At 44.8% G+C, this 14783-nt stretch carries 12 protein-coding genes; 3 read left to right on the top strand and 9 right to left on the bottom strand.

What is annotated here, in order from left to right; all coding sequences use genetic code 11:
• Positions 1 to 12: 12 nt before the first annotated feature.
• The 5 genes from ACYX4M_RS14295 to ACYX4M_RS14315 form a co-directional block, all read right to left on the bottom strand.
• A complete protein-coding gene (locus ACYX4M_RS14295; protein ID WP_476080602.1) occupies positions 13 to 3060 on the bottom strand; it encodes an efflux RND transporter permease subunit in 3048 nt (1015 codons plus the stop codon).
• 3 nt (positions 3061 to 3063) lie between these two features.
• Positions 3064 to 3675 (bottom strand): efflux RND transporter periplasmic adaptor subunit, encoded by a 612-nt coding sequence (locus ACYX4M_RS14300; RefSeq protein WP_476080603.1) that lies wholly within the window; start codon positions 3673 to 3675, stop codon positions 3064 to 3066.
• Positions 3665 to 4198 (bottom strand): efflux RND transporter periplasmic adaptor subunit, encoded by a 534-nt coding sequence (locus ACYX4M_RS14305; RefSeq protein ID WP_476080604.1) that lies wholly within the window; start codon positions 4196 to 4198, stop codon positions 3665 to 3667. Before ACYX4M_RS14305 ends, ACYX4M_RS14300 begins: the two co-directional genes overlap by 11 nt.
• Before the next feature lie 267 nt (positions 4199 to 4465).
• Positions 4466 to 6400: a monovalent cation:proton antiporter-2 (CPA2) family protein gene (locus ACYX4M_RS14310; protein WP_476080605.1), complete on the bottom strand. Its 1935-nt coding sequence runs from the start codon at positions 6398 to 6400 to the stop codon at positions 4466 to 4468.
• Position 6401: 1 nt separating this feature from the next.
• Positions 6402 to 7052, bottom strand: a complete 651-nt coding sequence (locus ACYX4M_RS14315) for an NAD(P)H-dependent oxidoreductase (RefSeq protein WP_476080606.1) — start codon at positions 7050 to 7052, stop codon at positions 6402 to 6404.
• 290 nt (positions 7053 to 7342) lie between these two features.
• Between ACYX4M_RS14315 and ACYX4M_RS14320 the strand changes: the two genes are divergently transcribed.
• Positions 7343 to 7837 carry an acyloxyacyl hydrolase gene (locus tag ACYX4M_RS14320; RefSeq protein ID WP_476080607.1) on the top strand — a complete coding sequence of 165 codons (495 nt, stop codon included), beginning with the start codon at positions 7343 to 7345 and terminating at the stop codon, positions 7835 to 7837.
• A 147-nt stretch (positions 7838 to 7984) separates the two neighbouring features.
• Here ACYX4M_RS14320 and ACYX4M_RS14325 read toward each other — a convergent pair whose 3' ends face one another.
• Together ACYX4M_RS14325 and ACYX4M_RS14330 are read right to left on the bottom strand one after the other, a co-directional pair.
• A complete protein-coding gene (locus ACYX4M_RS14325; protein WP_476080608.1) occupies positions 7985 to 10282 on the bottom strand; it encodes a xanthine dehydrogenase family protein molybdopterin-binding subunit in 2298 nt (765 codons plus the stop codon).
• Positions 10279 to 10770 (bottom strand): (2Fe-2S)-binding protein, encoded by a 492-nt coding sequence (locus ACYX4M_RS14330; RefSeq protein ID WP_269916298.1) that lies wholly within the window; start codon positions 10768 to 10770, stop codon positions 10279 to 10281. The genes ACYX4M_RS14325 and ACYX4M_RS14330 overlap by 4 nt, the downstream gene beginning before the upstream one ends.
• A gap of 285 nt (positions 10771 to 11055) precedes the next feature.
• Here ACYX4M_RS14330 and ACYX4M_RS14335 point away from each other — a divergent pair, with 285 nt between their 5' ends.
• The gene (locus ACYX4M_RS14335) at positions 11056 to 11415 is read left to right on the top strand and encodes a winged helix-turn-helix transcriptional regulator (protein ID WP_334059282.1); all 360 of its coding nucleotides are present in this window, start codon (positions 11056 to 11058) and stop codon (positions 11413 to 11415) included.
• A gap of 192 nt (positions 11416 to 11607) precedes the next feature.
• On the opposite strand, the gene ACYX4M_RS14340 is transcribed toward ACYX4M_RS14335, so the two are convergent.
• Complete coding sequence (locus tag ACYX4M_RS14340) at positions 11608 to 11883, bottom strand: putative quinol monooxygenase (protein ID WP_476080609.1); 276 nt, start codon at positions 11881 to 11883, stop codon at positions 11608 to 11610.
• 299 nt (positions 11884 to 12182) lie between these two features.
• Between ACYX4M_RS14340 and ACYX4M_RS14345 the strand changes: the two genes are divergently transcribed.
• Entirely contained in the window at positions 12183 to 13472 is a 1290-nt protein-coding gene (locus ACYX4M_RS14345; RefSeq protein ID WP_476080610.1) for a diguanylate cyclase, read from the top strand.
• A gap of 30 nt (positions 13473 to 13502) precedes the next feature.
• On the opposite strand, the gene ACYX4M_RS14350 is transcribed toward ACYX4M_RS14345, so the two are convergent.
• Positions 13503 to 14777 carry a urate hydroxylase PuuD gene (locus ACYX4M_RS14350; RefSeq protein WP_476080611.1) on the bottom strand — a complete coding sequence of 425 codons (1275 nt, stop codon included), beginning with the start codon at positions 14775 to 14777 and terminating at the stop codon, positions 13503 to 13505.
• Between the last annotated feature and the right edge of the window lie 6 nt (positions 14778 to 14783).

Raw genomic sequence — 14783 nt, forward strand, 5'->3', positions numbered from 1 at the left:
GTTGTAGGCTTTTTACTCTGCTTTAATACCGTGGAACGTACAGTGCAACACAGGCAGTATAAGTAGTGTAAGCACGGTTGCGACGGTCAGACCAAATACAATTACGACCGCCATTGATGCAAAGAACGCGTCAGAAAACAGCGGGATCATACCCAATATGGTAGTGATGGCTGCCATTGAAACGGGACGTACACGAGATACTGATGCGGTAACAACCGCTTCAAACGCATCCCTATTACCTTTTGCCTGTACGTTTATTTCTTCCATTAATACGATCCCGTTTTTAAGCACCATACCGATAAGGCTTAAGCTGCCCAGCAGCGCCATAAAAGTAAAAGGTGCACCAACCAGTACCAAGCCACCAATAATGCCGATGGTAGTAAGTGGTATTATGCCCCATATCGCTAACGCCTGACGCAATCGTCCGAATAGTAATACGGTGATAATGAACATACCCAATATACCAATAGGCATGCTGGCGAAGAGGGCGCTTTGCGCATCGGTTGAGGTTTCGTATTCGCCGCCCCATTCGATGCGATAGCCATCAGGCAATTTAAGCTCTTCTACAAGAGGGCGAACTTTCGCTTGCACGCTCGCTGCCGTTTCTCCGGATAAAGGCATGGGCTCAGCATAAACCGCCAGCATACGCACCCGGTTGCGGCGTTTGATGATAGGGTTATCAAGCGATACATCCACATTACTGATAACATCAGCCATGCTTATGTATTTACCTTGCTCTTGGCTCCATACGTTGAGTGAGGCAAGATTATCAATGTCATAGCGCTGGTTTGGATCGTTACGCATGACAATAGGTATTAAATCGCTCCCTTCTCGGTAAAGGCCAACAGTTTCCCCTTCGTTGTTAAGCAGAAACGCGGTGTGAACGGCATCTCGCGTTACACCAATACGCCTGGCTTGTTCTTCCAAGAATACTGGCTCAACAAATGGCACTTTATTACTCCACGACAAACGCACGCTATCCATAGTTTTCTCTGCTTGAAATATCGCTTCAATGTCGCTGCTTATTTCTCGTAAAACTTCAGGATCTGGCCCGTAAATTCTCGCTTCTATCGCCGCTTTTGCAGAAGGGCCTACTTGCAGTGCTTTTACCTTGTATTGCACATTAGGGAAGTCTTGCCGCACCAGCTCGATAATTTCTCGCATGCGAGCATCACGAGACTCGACCGTGTTAGTTTCAACAATAAGTTGGCCATAACTGGCGTATCGGTCTTCTGGCGCATAGGTAAGTGTAAGGCGCTGTGCACCGCCGCCAATAACACTAGTCACATTGGCGATATCTTCCATGCTCAGAACCTTGCTCTCTAAGCGTCGTATAGACTGCTCGGTGGTTAAGATGTCGCTTCCTTCGGGCAGCCACAAATCTACGAAAAACAGCGGTGTGGAGGAATCTGGGAAAAACGCGTTTTTTACAAACTTACCCGACGCCATGCTACCCACAAGCGCAACAAGCACCAGCATTATGGTCACGTAACGATGGTTAATCGCCGCAGTAAGCACACGTTTGTATACCGTGAAAATAATGCCTTGGTAAGGGTCGTCGTCTTCCTCACTATTGCCGCGTTCTTTTTCAGTTTTAAATAACAGGTCGAAAAAGAAGGGTGTAATGGTTAGCGCGGTGATCCAACTTAAGAAAAGCGAGAAGCACAGTACCCAGAAGAGAGATCCAACGAATTCCCCAGTGGCATCTGGCGAAAGGCCAATTGGCGCAAAGGCGGTAATAGCAATTACGGTAGCGCCAAGAAGGGGTAAACCGTTTTGCGTTACTACGTCTTTTGCTGCCTGAAGTTTGGTTTGCCCTTTTTTAACGCCAATTAGCATGCCTTCGGTTACTACGATGGCGTTGTCGACTAGCATACCAAGGGCAATGATAAGAGCACCTAGCGATATTTTTTGCAGCTCAATACCTTTTACCGACATTAAGATAAAGGTGCCAAGAATGGTGAGCACAAGAATGAGCCCCATTAGCACGCCACTTCGCCAGCCCATAAACAGCAGAAGTACGAAAATAACAATGGCCACGGCTTCAGCTAGGTTAATCAAGAAGCCGGTAACAGAATCGTCGACCACGGTAGGTTGGTTGTAAACGGTGTTGAGGCTCATGCCAAGGGGCATACGCTGCTCTAGCTCGGCAATTTTTGTATTAAGTCGCTTACCTACATCAACCACATTTACCGCCGATGCGAAAGACACGCCAACAGAAAGAGCTGGAGTGCCAGAACTGTGATAAAGAATAGAAGGGGTATCGTTAAGCTTGCGCTCAATAGTCGCGATATCTGTTAAGCGAATAAGGCCGCTAGCCGGTGAGCCAATGACTACTTGGCCTAACGCCTCTAAGTTATCAAATTCACCTGTAGGCTGAATGGATAGGCGCTTGCCCTGAACTTTAATCGACCCTGCGTTGCCCACAACATTTTGTGCAGTTAGCAGTCCAGCAATGGATTCTGCAGACACATTAAGGGCTTTCATTTTATCGTGATCTAAAGACACAATAATTTGTTCGCTTACCGTGCCGGCGATAGATACTTTCTTAACACCCTCAACAAGCTGAATTTCTCGCTGCATTAAATCAGCAAAATCTTCCATTTGCTTAAGCGAATAGTCTTCACTTTTAAGGGTGAGCAGCAGCCCAAATACATCGCCGAAATCGTCATTTACAATAGAGGTGCTGGTACCGGGGGGCAGCGATGCCTGTGCGTCACCCACTTTACGCCGTAGGTTATCCCAGTATTGTTCTAGGTCCTTGGCCTGAACACTACTTTTAAGCTCCACCGTAATTTGTGATAACCCCAACATGTTAACTGAGCTTACGCGTTTTACGTTGGGTATACGCTGAATTGCTTTTTCAAGCTGGAGCGTAACTTCTTCTTCAACTTGTTCAGGTGTTGCGCCCGGGTATTGGGTTATGACTAGTGCATTTCTAATGGTGAATTCGGGAAATTCTAGCTGACCTAAGCCAAGAAAGGTAACGATGCCGCCCACACCTAAAATGATGGCAACCATCCAGCTTATTACTTTTTGACGAAAAAAATACTCGACCATAATTTACAGGCCTCCTTCTTTCGTCCACTCAGTAACTGCTTGGCCTTCTTTTACTAAATGGGCACCGGCAGCCACAATTTTATCATCGTCCTGTAGAGGCCCCTCTACAAGTAAGCCATTAGAAATGCCGCGTGTGATCATCACGTCTACCGCTTCGACTGTGCCTTTTTTAGTACCGTCACTATCAGGCTTGAAGCGCCAAACAATCGCTTTTTCTGGCTCTGCGTTGTCTGTAACCACTGCACCAAAAGGGACTAACCAAAGTTTCGTGTCAGACTCAATAAGTTTCGACATATCAAGTAATACGGTCGCGCTCATACCTGAAAGTACATTAATGTCTTCAGGCTCAGGCAGCGTAATCGTAACCTCGTAGCTAAGCTCACCTTGTCGCGTAGTGCTTTCGTGATCCTTATACATGGCAGCATAGCGTTTTTCTGGCATACCGGAAAAAGTGACCCATGCCATTTCAGAGGTACGGTTTTCGCGTGCTCTAGAGCGGTCAATCATGCGCATTTTTTGCTCTGGCAACTGAAACGTTACGTCAATAGCGCCTGGCAAGTGAAGCTCGGCAATGGTTTGCTGCGGTACAATGACTTGATAGTTTTCAACGGGCACAGATGCAATGAGCCCCGCAAAAGGTGCACGAAGCTTCTGTATAGCTTAGTTGGTCCTGTGCGTTGGTCAAACTGGCTTTAGCCGCTAAAAAGTTGGCTTTCGCTTCATCAAAAGTAGAGCGACTTACCGCGCCTTTTTCAACGGAAGCCTCCATACGTTCAAACATAGCAGAGGATACATCAAACTGAGACTGGGCGGTGGCGAGTTGTGCTTTTGCATCTCGGTCGTCAAGCCGTGCGATAAGCTGGTTCTCTTTCACTTCCTCGCCTGCTTTTACGTTAAGTTCTTGAAGCTTACCGCCTATACGAAAAGAAAGGTTTGAATACTCAGCCGCTTCCACTTTTCCTGGGAATTTAGCAATGGTTTCGTCTGAATGCTGAACTTCATAAAGCGTTACCGGTGTTGAAGATACAGTTTTAGGTGGAGTAGGGGCGTCTTCACACGCACTTAGGCCAGCAAGTGCGGTAAATGCAACCACAGCGCGCACGACTACACTGTTAAAGAGACTCTTTTTAGACAACATGGTAACTCTCCATTCAAATAAACCACTTTTCGTTCCCATTTTGGCAATGGGTTATCTTGTATTACGCGCCTATTAACCATCATTAGAGCGGATGGTATAGAAATCTAATATACGCTTACTTTAACGTACTTAAAGGTTATAGCGTTATTTGTCATTTTCGATCAGATTTTTCGTTCACAAATTCAAGTGCTAACCAGCGAGTTAACGTCAACATCTTCGATCCGTAGTGCGAATGTGCAACAGAGTTATCGCTAAGTTACGCGCTAATTACTTGTCTTCTTTATCTGGATTTTCATCGGGCGCAAGCTTTTCTGCGTACCCTTTAGGCGGCGGAGTCCAACCACGCATTTTCGAATGTTTGTCGTGTAAATCTGCTTTAAGCGCACCTTCGATTAGTGACTCCAGTTCAATAAAGAGCTTAAGGTAATTATTATCAACCCGTTCGCCACTGGCTTCATCCACCCACGCGTGATAAAGCACATCGTTTTGTTGCGTCTCAATATTTTTATAGGCCATCTTTTGTCGTTCAACCTGGAAGGGGTGAATATTGAGTGAGCGTAATGCTTCTGCGCCCATCTCTAGCGCACTGTGATAGGTTTCAGATACTACATAATCTGCGCCCAGCTGGCGCAAGCGGTATCCATGACCACGGTCAAAGGCACGTGCAAGCACTTTAGTGTTGGGGAATGAGTGCTTTGCGTACTTTACCATTTCTGCGGCTGTTTCTCTGTCGTCAATGGCGATAACCAACAAAGAGGCTTCGTGTGCCCCAGCGGTATGCAAAATGTCAGGTTTGGATGCATCACCGAAATAAGCTTTGGTGCCAATACTCCTAATTAGATCTATTTGCTCAGAACGAATATCGAGCACAACGGTATTTACATCGTTGGCTACTAAAAGACGGTTAATAATTTGCCCAAAGCGCCCAATTCCTGCAATAACCACGGTACCTTTCTCGTCAATTACATCTTCATTACGCTGTGATTTCGCATTCTTATAATGAGGAATAATGGCTTTGTCGAATAGGATGAAAAGCCCTGGCGTTAAGAACATGGAAATAGCCACAACAAGAGAAAGTACAGAAATAATGTCGCTGGGCAGCACGTAGTTTTGCGAGGCAAAACTGAGTAGCACAAAGCCAAATTCACCCGCCTGGGCAAGGCTTAGTGTGAACAACCATTTATTGGTGCCTTTTATTTTAAAAATTAAGGCGATGATAAACAGTACAACGGCTTTCACCAGCATAACCGCGACAGTTAGCCCTGCTATCAACATCGGGCTCTCACTAAGTACTGAAAAGTTGATGCCAGCGCCTACCGTTATAAAAAACAGGCCCAGCAACAATCCTTTAAATGGTTCGATATTGGCTTCAAGTTCATGCCTGAATTCACTGTTAGCCAGAACGACGCCGGCTAAAAATGCACCAAGGGCAGGAGAGAGCCCAACTAGCCCCATCAACGCGGCAATGCCGATAATTAACATAAGCGCCGTGGCCGTAAATATTTCTCGTAAACCCGATGCGGCGACAAACTTAAATAAAGGGCGGCTTAAGTAGTGTCCGCCAATAGTGAGAAAGGCAATAGAGCTAATAATCACCAAGCCAGAAGCCCAAGGTGCAAGCCCTTCTACTAAATTGAAGCTATCGTGTGATTCTGCTGCGCCATGTTCACCTCCTGCGGCAACGAGTTCGGGAATGGCAAGTAAGGGAATAAGCGCAAGCATGGGAATAACAGCAATATCTTGAAACAGCAAAACAGAAAAGGCACTTTTGCCTCCTTCAGTTTTCTGCAGGCCTTTTTCTTGTAGTGTTTGTAAAACAATGGCGGTTGAAGAAAGGGCGAATATAAGACCAATGGTAAGAGCAATGCTGAAAGGCTGTTCAAGCAACAGAGCGACACCAGTGATAAGCGCGGTAGTTAATGCTAATTGCAAACCGCCTAATCCCATAAGCTTTGACTTCATTGCCCATAGCGAACGGGGCTCAAGCTCTAGCCCAACTAAAAACAGCATCATGACTACGCCGAATTCAGCAAAATGTTGAATGGCAACGGTCTCATCGCCAACAAGGCCGAATACCGGTCCTATGACAAGCCCAGCAATTAAATAGCCTAATACAGACCCCAATCCAAGGCGCTTTGCAATGGGCACGGCGATGACAGCGGCAACCAAGTAGATAAATGCATATAAGAAATAGCCAGTCACGTTAATCTCCTTGAGAAGTACAAAGGTCTGCGAGATTTTCGATACGCTTTGCTTTTTCTAAATCGAGGGTATTGGTTGTTAGCTTTTTCAGCAAAGTTACCCACTTGTCTTTGTGCTGAGCCACCCGGTGTTCTTCCTGCGCAGTACGAGAGCCAAATAGAGCAAAAGGGGCGATGTAAGTCATATGCGTGATTTGGGCCATTTGCTCTAATGGCTGAAGTAGTTGCCTAATAGTGTAATGATTGAAACCGTCAGTTTGATAGGCCTCTTCTTTGCCGCCTGCACTTAACGCACAAAGGAACAATTTATTTTTCAGCGCAGTACCTTCATGACCGTAGGCGAACCCATATTCCAACACCAGATCTTGCCACTCTTTTAAAATGGAAGGCGTTGAATACCAGTAAAGAGGAAACAGAAAAATAATGACATCGTGGTCGACTAGACGCTGCTGCTCTCGTTCAATATCAATATTGAAATCGGGATACTCTGCGTAAAGGTCAACAGCTGTAACGTGCTTATTTAATTGGGCTTCATGAAAAAGGGGCACATTCACTTCAGAGCTCGTTTGTGCTGGATGAGCAAACAAAACCAGCACTTTCTTACTGTTTTTGGTGCTTTCTATAACACGTTCAATGGAGGTTTCGTCTGTCATACATCTCTACTCAGTTTTACAGCCAATGTTTCTGAAATTATTTAGCTTTTGTTGCCGTTAAGCGTACCCCAAAGGTCAGCAGGCACTAGTCTAATTCTTAATACAATATTTACGCTTAGAGCAAATCGTAATGTGTTTTTCTGCAAAGTTATAAGGTTACTAATTATTACAAGGTTGAAAAAAGTAACCTGATTACCATTGTGTACCTACAAACAAAATAGCTTTGAAAATGACGTAAAAAGAGCGTTGAAAAAGCGAACCTTTTAACCTTTGCTTAGAACAGTATAAACATGAAAACACCAGTAAAAACACTCGCACTTGCATTATCTTTACTTTCACCTTTTACATCACTTTCCACCCACGCTCTACCTCAAGGCACAGAACTCAAAGCTGGAGCAGCTGTTTGGAATCTGTTCGATGATGCAGACCGTTACGCTCTGCATGTGGCCTATATCCACAAACCGGTTGAATCGTTCTACGGAGTCCGGCCAACGGTACTCTTGGTAAACGCAGATCAAGGCCAACACTATTTCGCGGCTGGATTGGCAAAAGACATTTACAAATACAATGACTTTTCCGTGCGCGTCGCTTTTCATGCCGGTATCGTTGATGAGTCTGAAAATCTAGGTGACACCATCGAGTTCTACTCATCACTTTCTGGTTTATACAAACTCTCTGATACCTTTTCGCTAGAGGCTGAAGTCGGGCATATATCTAACGGCGGGCTAGGTGATACAAATCCAGGTTCAGAATCCTTTGTCTTAAGTGCACATTATAATTTCTAGCAGTGGGATTAACATTCTCAACGCATTAGCTACCCCATACTACTTATTTTTAAAAAGAAACCCGCGAAGCCGCGGGTTACTTTTTACTTTACTCTTTTATTTACCTTCTCGATGCTATATAAACAGCACGGCCTTAATGTTAAAAGCCTAAGCATTCAACGCTTTTTTGACATCGCTAGACAGCATTGGTAAGTGCCGCAATCTAACGCCCACTGCATCGTACACAGCATTACCAACGGCTGGAGCTACCCCAATAACGCCTGGCTCACCTAACCCAACGGGAAATTCGTTACTTTCAATGTACTCAATGTCCATCTCAGGTACGTCATTCATTCTCAGAGGTTGGTATGTCGTTAAGTTTTTCTTCGCCACATAGCCGTCTTTAATTTCGTTGTGTTCAAATAACGCAAGGCTGGTTCCCCAAAGCAGCGCGCCTTCCATTTGGGCCATTGCGCCATCGGGGTGAACGATAATTCCTGCGTCTGCGACCACCCATAATTTTTTAAGCGTTATTTTTCCGCTATTTCTATCGACGTGAACATGTGCCGCGGTAGCGAGCCACGCAGGCATCGTACGTTCTTGGCCTGCGGTTACACTGAATCCAATACCTTCGCTCTCACCTAGTTCAACGTTAGCTGTCTTGTCCTTGAGCTTTTTAAGCGTGTGAGCAAGACGAGTGGCACCACCAACGCTTTCAGGCGCTTTGCCCGCTTGCTTACCTTTGCCGTCAAGCATAGACAACCTAAAGTCCACGGGGTTTTGGTTAGCTTTATGTGCCACTTCATCGATAAAGCTTTCTAATCCCCACACTATCCAACCTTGACCCACTGAGCGAAGCCATCCAGGGGTAAAGGTATCCTGCGCCACTTTGTTGTTTATCACTCGGGCTTGATGATGCTGCATGGTGTACCAATGGTCTGCCCCTGAAGCTGAAAACGGGTCAACCTTTCCTTTCCCATCTACGCCGTCAGGCATAAAGCTCGGTGCCATTGCCAGCGTTGGCCAGCCCGCAGCAAGTGCGTGCTCCATACCAGTGAAATTCCCAGAGTCGTCGAAATAGGCGTTGAACAACGACGTTGACGCCGAGCGAGGTTGGTCGAACATGGTATCGTCAGGGCGCATAAAGAGCATTTTAACCGGTTGTCCGGCCGCTTTCGCGGTAAGCACCGCTGGAATGATCCAGTCACCAAACAAACGGCGGCCAAAGCCTCCGCCAAGGTAATATTGGTGAAGAACAACGTCAGAATCAGGGACTTCTGCGGCCTTTGCTACTGCAGGCAGCGTAAGTCCTTGCCACTGGTTACCCGTATGGATATGCCATTTTTCATCTTTAAACTCAGCAACCGCGTTTACTGGTTCAAGTTGAAAATGACTAGCGGTTGATGTGGTATACATTGCTTCAATTGATTCAGCCGCCTGCTTTTCAGCATTTAAAATATTGCCTTCATCGACAAATAATGTGCCTTCACTTCTATCGCGGCAGATTCGCTCGCCCTCTTTTTGAATGTCAGCTTCGTTAACGTTCACCGTCTTACCTGCGTTGTAGCTAACCTTCACTTTATCGATGGCTTTAATTGCCGTCGGGTAATCAGAAGCCAGTACAGCAACCCAGCCTTCTATCGTACCCGATGGGTCACTCAATACCTTATAGCCTTTATATCCAGGGAGCGATTTCGCTTGACTGTCGTCTACCTCAGTGACTTTACTGCCATAGCGCGTTGGCGGAAGAATAGGGCGAGCATACAGCATGTTGTCTACTTCAACATCAATACCATAAACTGCGGTGCCGTTGGTTTTTGGTGGAATATCCAAAGCTTTATATTCGTTACCCAAACCAATGAGGTGTTTTTTGTTCCCGGGTTTAATCGGTAAGCTTTCTAATTCGTCCGCCGAATAAACCTTATCAATATTGCCGTTAGCAACAATGTCGCCGTAGCTTACTTTTTTGGTGCCTGATACTACAAAACCCGCGTTAGCTTCACAGTCTGATACCGGCACGCCCAGTAACTTAGCACCGGCGTTAAGAAGTACTTGGCGTCCAGCTGCACCTGCTTGTGACATAGGTTTGTAGGTTTGGAAAACAGACCATGAACCACCTGTTACCATGTAACCCCACTTAGGGTCGGTATCTACGTGCACAATTGCTACTTTGTCCCATTCACACTCTAGTTCGTCCGCTAAGATACGCGCTAAAGCAGTACCAACATGCTGTCCCATTTCTGCCTTGGCAATATTCACTGTTACACGGCCGTGTGTATCCATTTCAAACCAGACGTTAGGTGAAAACGATTTATTTTCAATGGCTTCTTTAGCTGACAGAATGGATGGAATTGCCGAAGCGCCAAACGCCATGAAAAGCGACGTTTTAACAGAACCGGCCATAAATGAGCGACGAGACAAATTGATTGTGTCTTTTTTCTCTTTAGATAGGTCTTTAATGCTCATGCGTTTTCACCTTCTGATGAAGCCTTAGGGTCGTAATGCTGAACCGTAGAAGTTGCGGCGCGTTTAATCGCTTTTTTTATTCTAGTGTAAGCCATACAACGACAATAATTGCCATTCATGTGGTTAACGATGTCTTGATCACTGGGGTTAGGGTTGCTGTCCAGTAATGTCGCCGCCTGCATAATTTGACCAGACTGGCAGTAACCACACTGTGGTACCTGCTCCTCCACCCAAGCCGATTGCAAAGGATGCTCACCGTTTAAACTTTCGATTGTATTGACCTTCTTTCCGTTAACAAGAGAAACAGGGTAAGAGCATGAACGAATAGCATTGCCATCGATATGAACGGTACATACGCCGCACATGGCTACGCCACATCCGAATTTTGTACCTTTTAAGCCAAATTCGTCGCGAATCACCCAAACAAGGGGCGTATCTGAGGCAGCATCCGTCTGCACTGTTTTTCCATTTAATGTAAATTCAATCATGGTAATTATCACCGTGAAGTTAGAGTCTAAATGCTCTCGCCAAGGTAAGTCTTGGTTTGAACGGTCTGTTTTGCCTGTACTTTTTACCCAACATTATTGTTTATCTGTATTAGTCTTATGCTTTGGGTTTTAGCATTTTGTGAACCTTCTATTTATAAAGTAGACTAATTGACAAGAGTGGTACGACTGTCAGCCAAAATAGTTTATGTGGTATAGTTTAGTTACCTTGTTCAAACAAACAATCAGTATACTTTTAGTAACTAGGTGGCTTTTTTAGGGAATTTAATGGAAAGTGTAATAAAAACAGACGCTAAGGGTAGAAAAACCGTTTTAAATACTTGTACAGAGCCCTGCGCGATTGAGCGCGGTATGCGTTTGATAGGTGGTAAATGGACAGGCTCCATTATTTATCATTTAAAAGATGAGCCAGTTAGGTTTAACGACTTATGTAGAATGCTAGGTGGCGCCAGCCGCAAGATGGTAGATCAGCGTTTAAAAGAGCTTGAAAACAACGGTATGGTTTTACGCAACGTTATTGACTCTCGCCCTATAGCCGTTGCTTATAGCCTAACGGATTTTGGCCGTTCTGCCTTAGATATACTCGAACAGCTAAGAGTCTGGTCTGAAAATCATACAAACGATTAATAACCGAAATATACCGGTGGAACGATGAAGGCAGTGTACGCAATTGTTCACTGCCTTTGAAATATTCTCACTCTTTGTTGTATTACCTTGATGTGGAACCACTATTGCAATGGCAACATGCCGCGATTGCGAACGTTTTTACTTTTGCTGAGGGGGTAACCATCTAAGCGAACTGATAGTAAAAATTCACATCTAGATTGATACTAGCGGCAATCTAAGTACTTTCTCAATCAGAGCACTCGCTTTCTCTTGGAAAACTATAAAGTGTGTGGTGGCTTCATGTGCATCAAGCGTTGCTTGAGATTGCCATTTTTCCGTAATAACAAACACACCCTCTTCGCTTGAATGTAGGTCATACATTATAGCCCCTTTTTCTTTGCGGCTTGCCTCTACCAGAGGGGTTAGTAATTTTAGTAGCGCTTCTTGTTGGTTGGGCTGAGAAAAGATAATAACTGAAAATTCGATCACAACTGACTCCTGATGATAAAGCGCTTAACATAAATAAATTAGAAAGCTTGTGTTAGCGTTTAACGCTAATTTGTCCCTTTTTTCAGGTAAGGGGCTTGCCGTCCCATTCAACGTATCTAGCCGTGTTCATGATAAGTCTACTGAAGATTATCTAAGCCATTTTCTTAGTCAACTTTTTTAGCTAAGAAAAAATACTAATCTATACTTATATACTAAAGTATAGATAAATCTGGTGCTTAATTATAAGTGCCACTTTGATTGAGGCGAAGGAATGCAATTATTTAGCGGGGCTACGCCCTATGTTTGAAAAAACCTTTTACGCTTGCCCAGTAGGGCTTGCGCATGTCAGTGTGGATGGAAGCTTCATCCGTGTGAACAAACGACTGTGTGATTTTTTAGGGTATTCAGATGAACAGCTCACTAAGCTCACCTTTCAAGAATTAACAGCACCAGATTATCTGAACGAGGATCTTGATTACTTAGAAAGCCTTTTAAGAGGAGATATTGAAAACTACTCGTTGGAAAAGCGCTACCTAAGGCGTGACGGCGAACAGGTATGGGCGCAACTAACCGTTTCTTTAGTCAAAGATGGGCGTGGCAATCCGGACTACTTTATTTCGGTGGTCGAAGATATTGACGAGAAAAAGCGTATTCAGTCTGAGCTTTTTCAAGTCGACGCATTATTCAGTAAAATCGTACGAGCATTTTCGGATAGAACTTTTATCTGGGTGGCAACGCCTGATTTAACTAAGCTAAAGTACGTTAATGACGGGTATGAGAAGATTTTCGGTCGTAACGAATATGAGCTTTATTGTAATCCAGTTGGCTTTATTGATCACGTTCACGACGATGATAAAGCCCGTGTTCTAAAACTTTTTTCTCAACGTCCTCTGCAGAATTGGGATATTCAATATCGAATCTATGATGCAAAAGGAGAGGTGAAGTATCTTCATGATCGTGGAAGTTTGATTTATGACAACTCCGAGAAGCAGTCGCTTATTTTAGGAACCGCCGACGATGTAACGCGAGAGAAAAACCAACAGCAAGCGTTAATGAGTGCAGTCACAAAGCTAGAGCATCTTTCAAAAACTGATGCGCTCACTGGGCTTGCCAATAGAAGAGAGATCTTTAGTCAGTTAAGTGACGAGATTTCTCGCATGGGGCGAATCCAAACAGTGTCTACCCTTGTTTATGTCGACCTAGATAAGTTTAAAGAAATTAATGATAAATATGGGCACAAGATAGGCGATAAAGCGTTAGTTGAGTTCTCTAATAGAATGAGCTCACTTTTGCGAGATAGCGACCGGTTTGGCCGTATCGGTGGCGATGAATTTGTCATTTTGCTTTACGGTACAGATGAGAAAGAAACCGCAGTATTTTTCGACAGGATAAAAAACAGTAAATTTGAGATTGATATTGATGGTAATGAGGCCGTACCTATCACCTTTAGCGTTGGGTGGGTGCAGTGGAACGAGGGTATCAATACTGTTCAGGAATGGTTAGACCGAGCAGATGAGGTAATGTACGAAAAAAAGCAAAGTGGGCAAGTTGTAGAAGCGATTAATAGCCAGTGGAATAAAGCGATATAGCCAAGCTGCTACATCGCTCATAGTATTTTACTACTGCTGTGCAAACCAGCGCGCTATAACTTGCCTTTCCTCTTCGGTCATTTTTGTTTTGTTCAAAAACGGCATGTCTTTGGTCACAGTGGTTCTTCGAACCACTTGTGGCGCGAACCTCTCAACATCCTCCCATGAGTCTAAGACTACGCCCAAAGGCGCCACTTTGAAAATCTCGTCGGTGGGTGTGCGCGAGTGGCAGCTTACACAGTGAGTGGAAATCAAACTCGCGACGGTTTCGTTACTAACCTCGGTCGATGCTTCGTTTGTTATCCCGCTTGCAGGCGCGCGTAGATCAGATTGATTATATGGCTTTACGCTCATGGTTGAAGAAGGTTGCGCGTCATTATGACTTAACGGTTGAATTGAAGATGCTTGTGGCCAAGATACCCATAGCGCGATTGCAAGCATGGCCACAGCGCCAGAGACTAAAATACTTGGTTTAGTGGTACCCACATGACGCAGGTTAAAGAAATGACGTATCCACGCTGCAGCGGCCATTATGGCAATGAGTACCAGCCAATTTTGAGGATGCTGATAGGTCATTGGGTAGTGATTTGAAATCATAATAAACAGCAAGGGTAGCGTGAAGTAGTTATTGTGCACCGAGCGAAGTTTGGCACTTGCGCCCCACGCAGGGTCTATATCTTTCTTGTCAGCTACCGCAGCTACCATTTTGCGCTGATTAGGCATAATATTGAAAAACACGTTACCTGCCATGATAGTGCCAATAAGGGCTCCCACGTGAATATAGGCACCACGACCGCTAAACCACTGGGTAGACAGATAGCTAACCACACACACTAGAGCAACTAACCCAATACCAAAAGCAAGAGGGTATTTGGCCAATGGGCTACGACATGCGAATTCGTATATGGCAAGCCCACCAAAGATTAACCCCAAACCTAACGATATTGCCGTAGCTGGCGACATGGCGTTGACAGATGGATCAATAAGGTAAGCGCTGGCACCGAAGTAATAAACAATAATCAAAAGGGCAAAGCCTGATAACCAAGTTGTATAGGCTTCCCATTTGAACCAATGTAATGTTTCGGGCATTTTCTCTGGTCCGTAGGCGTATTTGGCGACCTCGTAGAAGCCACCCCCATGAATGGCCCATAAATCGCCTTTGATACCTTTGTCTTGTTTCCACTTAGGTGGCGTTCGCAAGTTGTTGTCTAGCCAAATGAAGTAAAACGACGCACCAATCCAAGCTACACCGGCCACAACGTGAAACCAACGTACAAATAAACTTATCCAATCTAGCCACGGCATTATTAT

This window comes from Alteromonas sp. ABV4_150 (genome assembly GCF_056311745.1).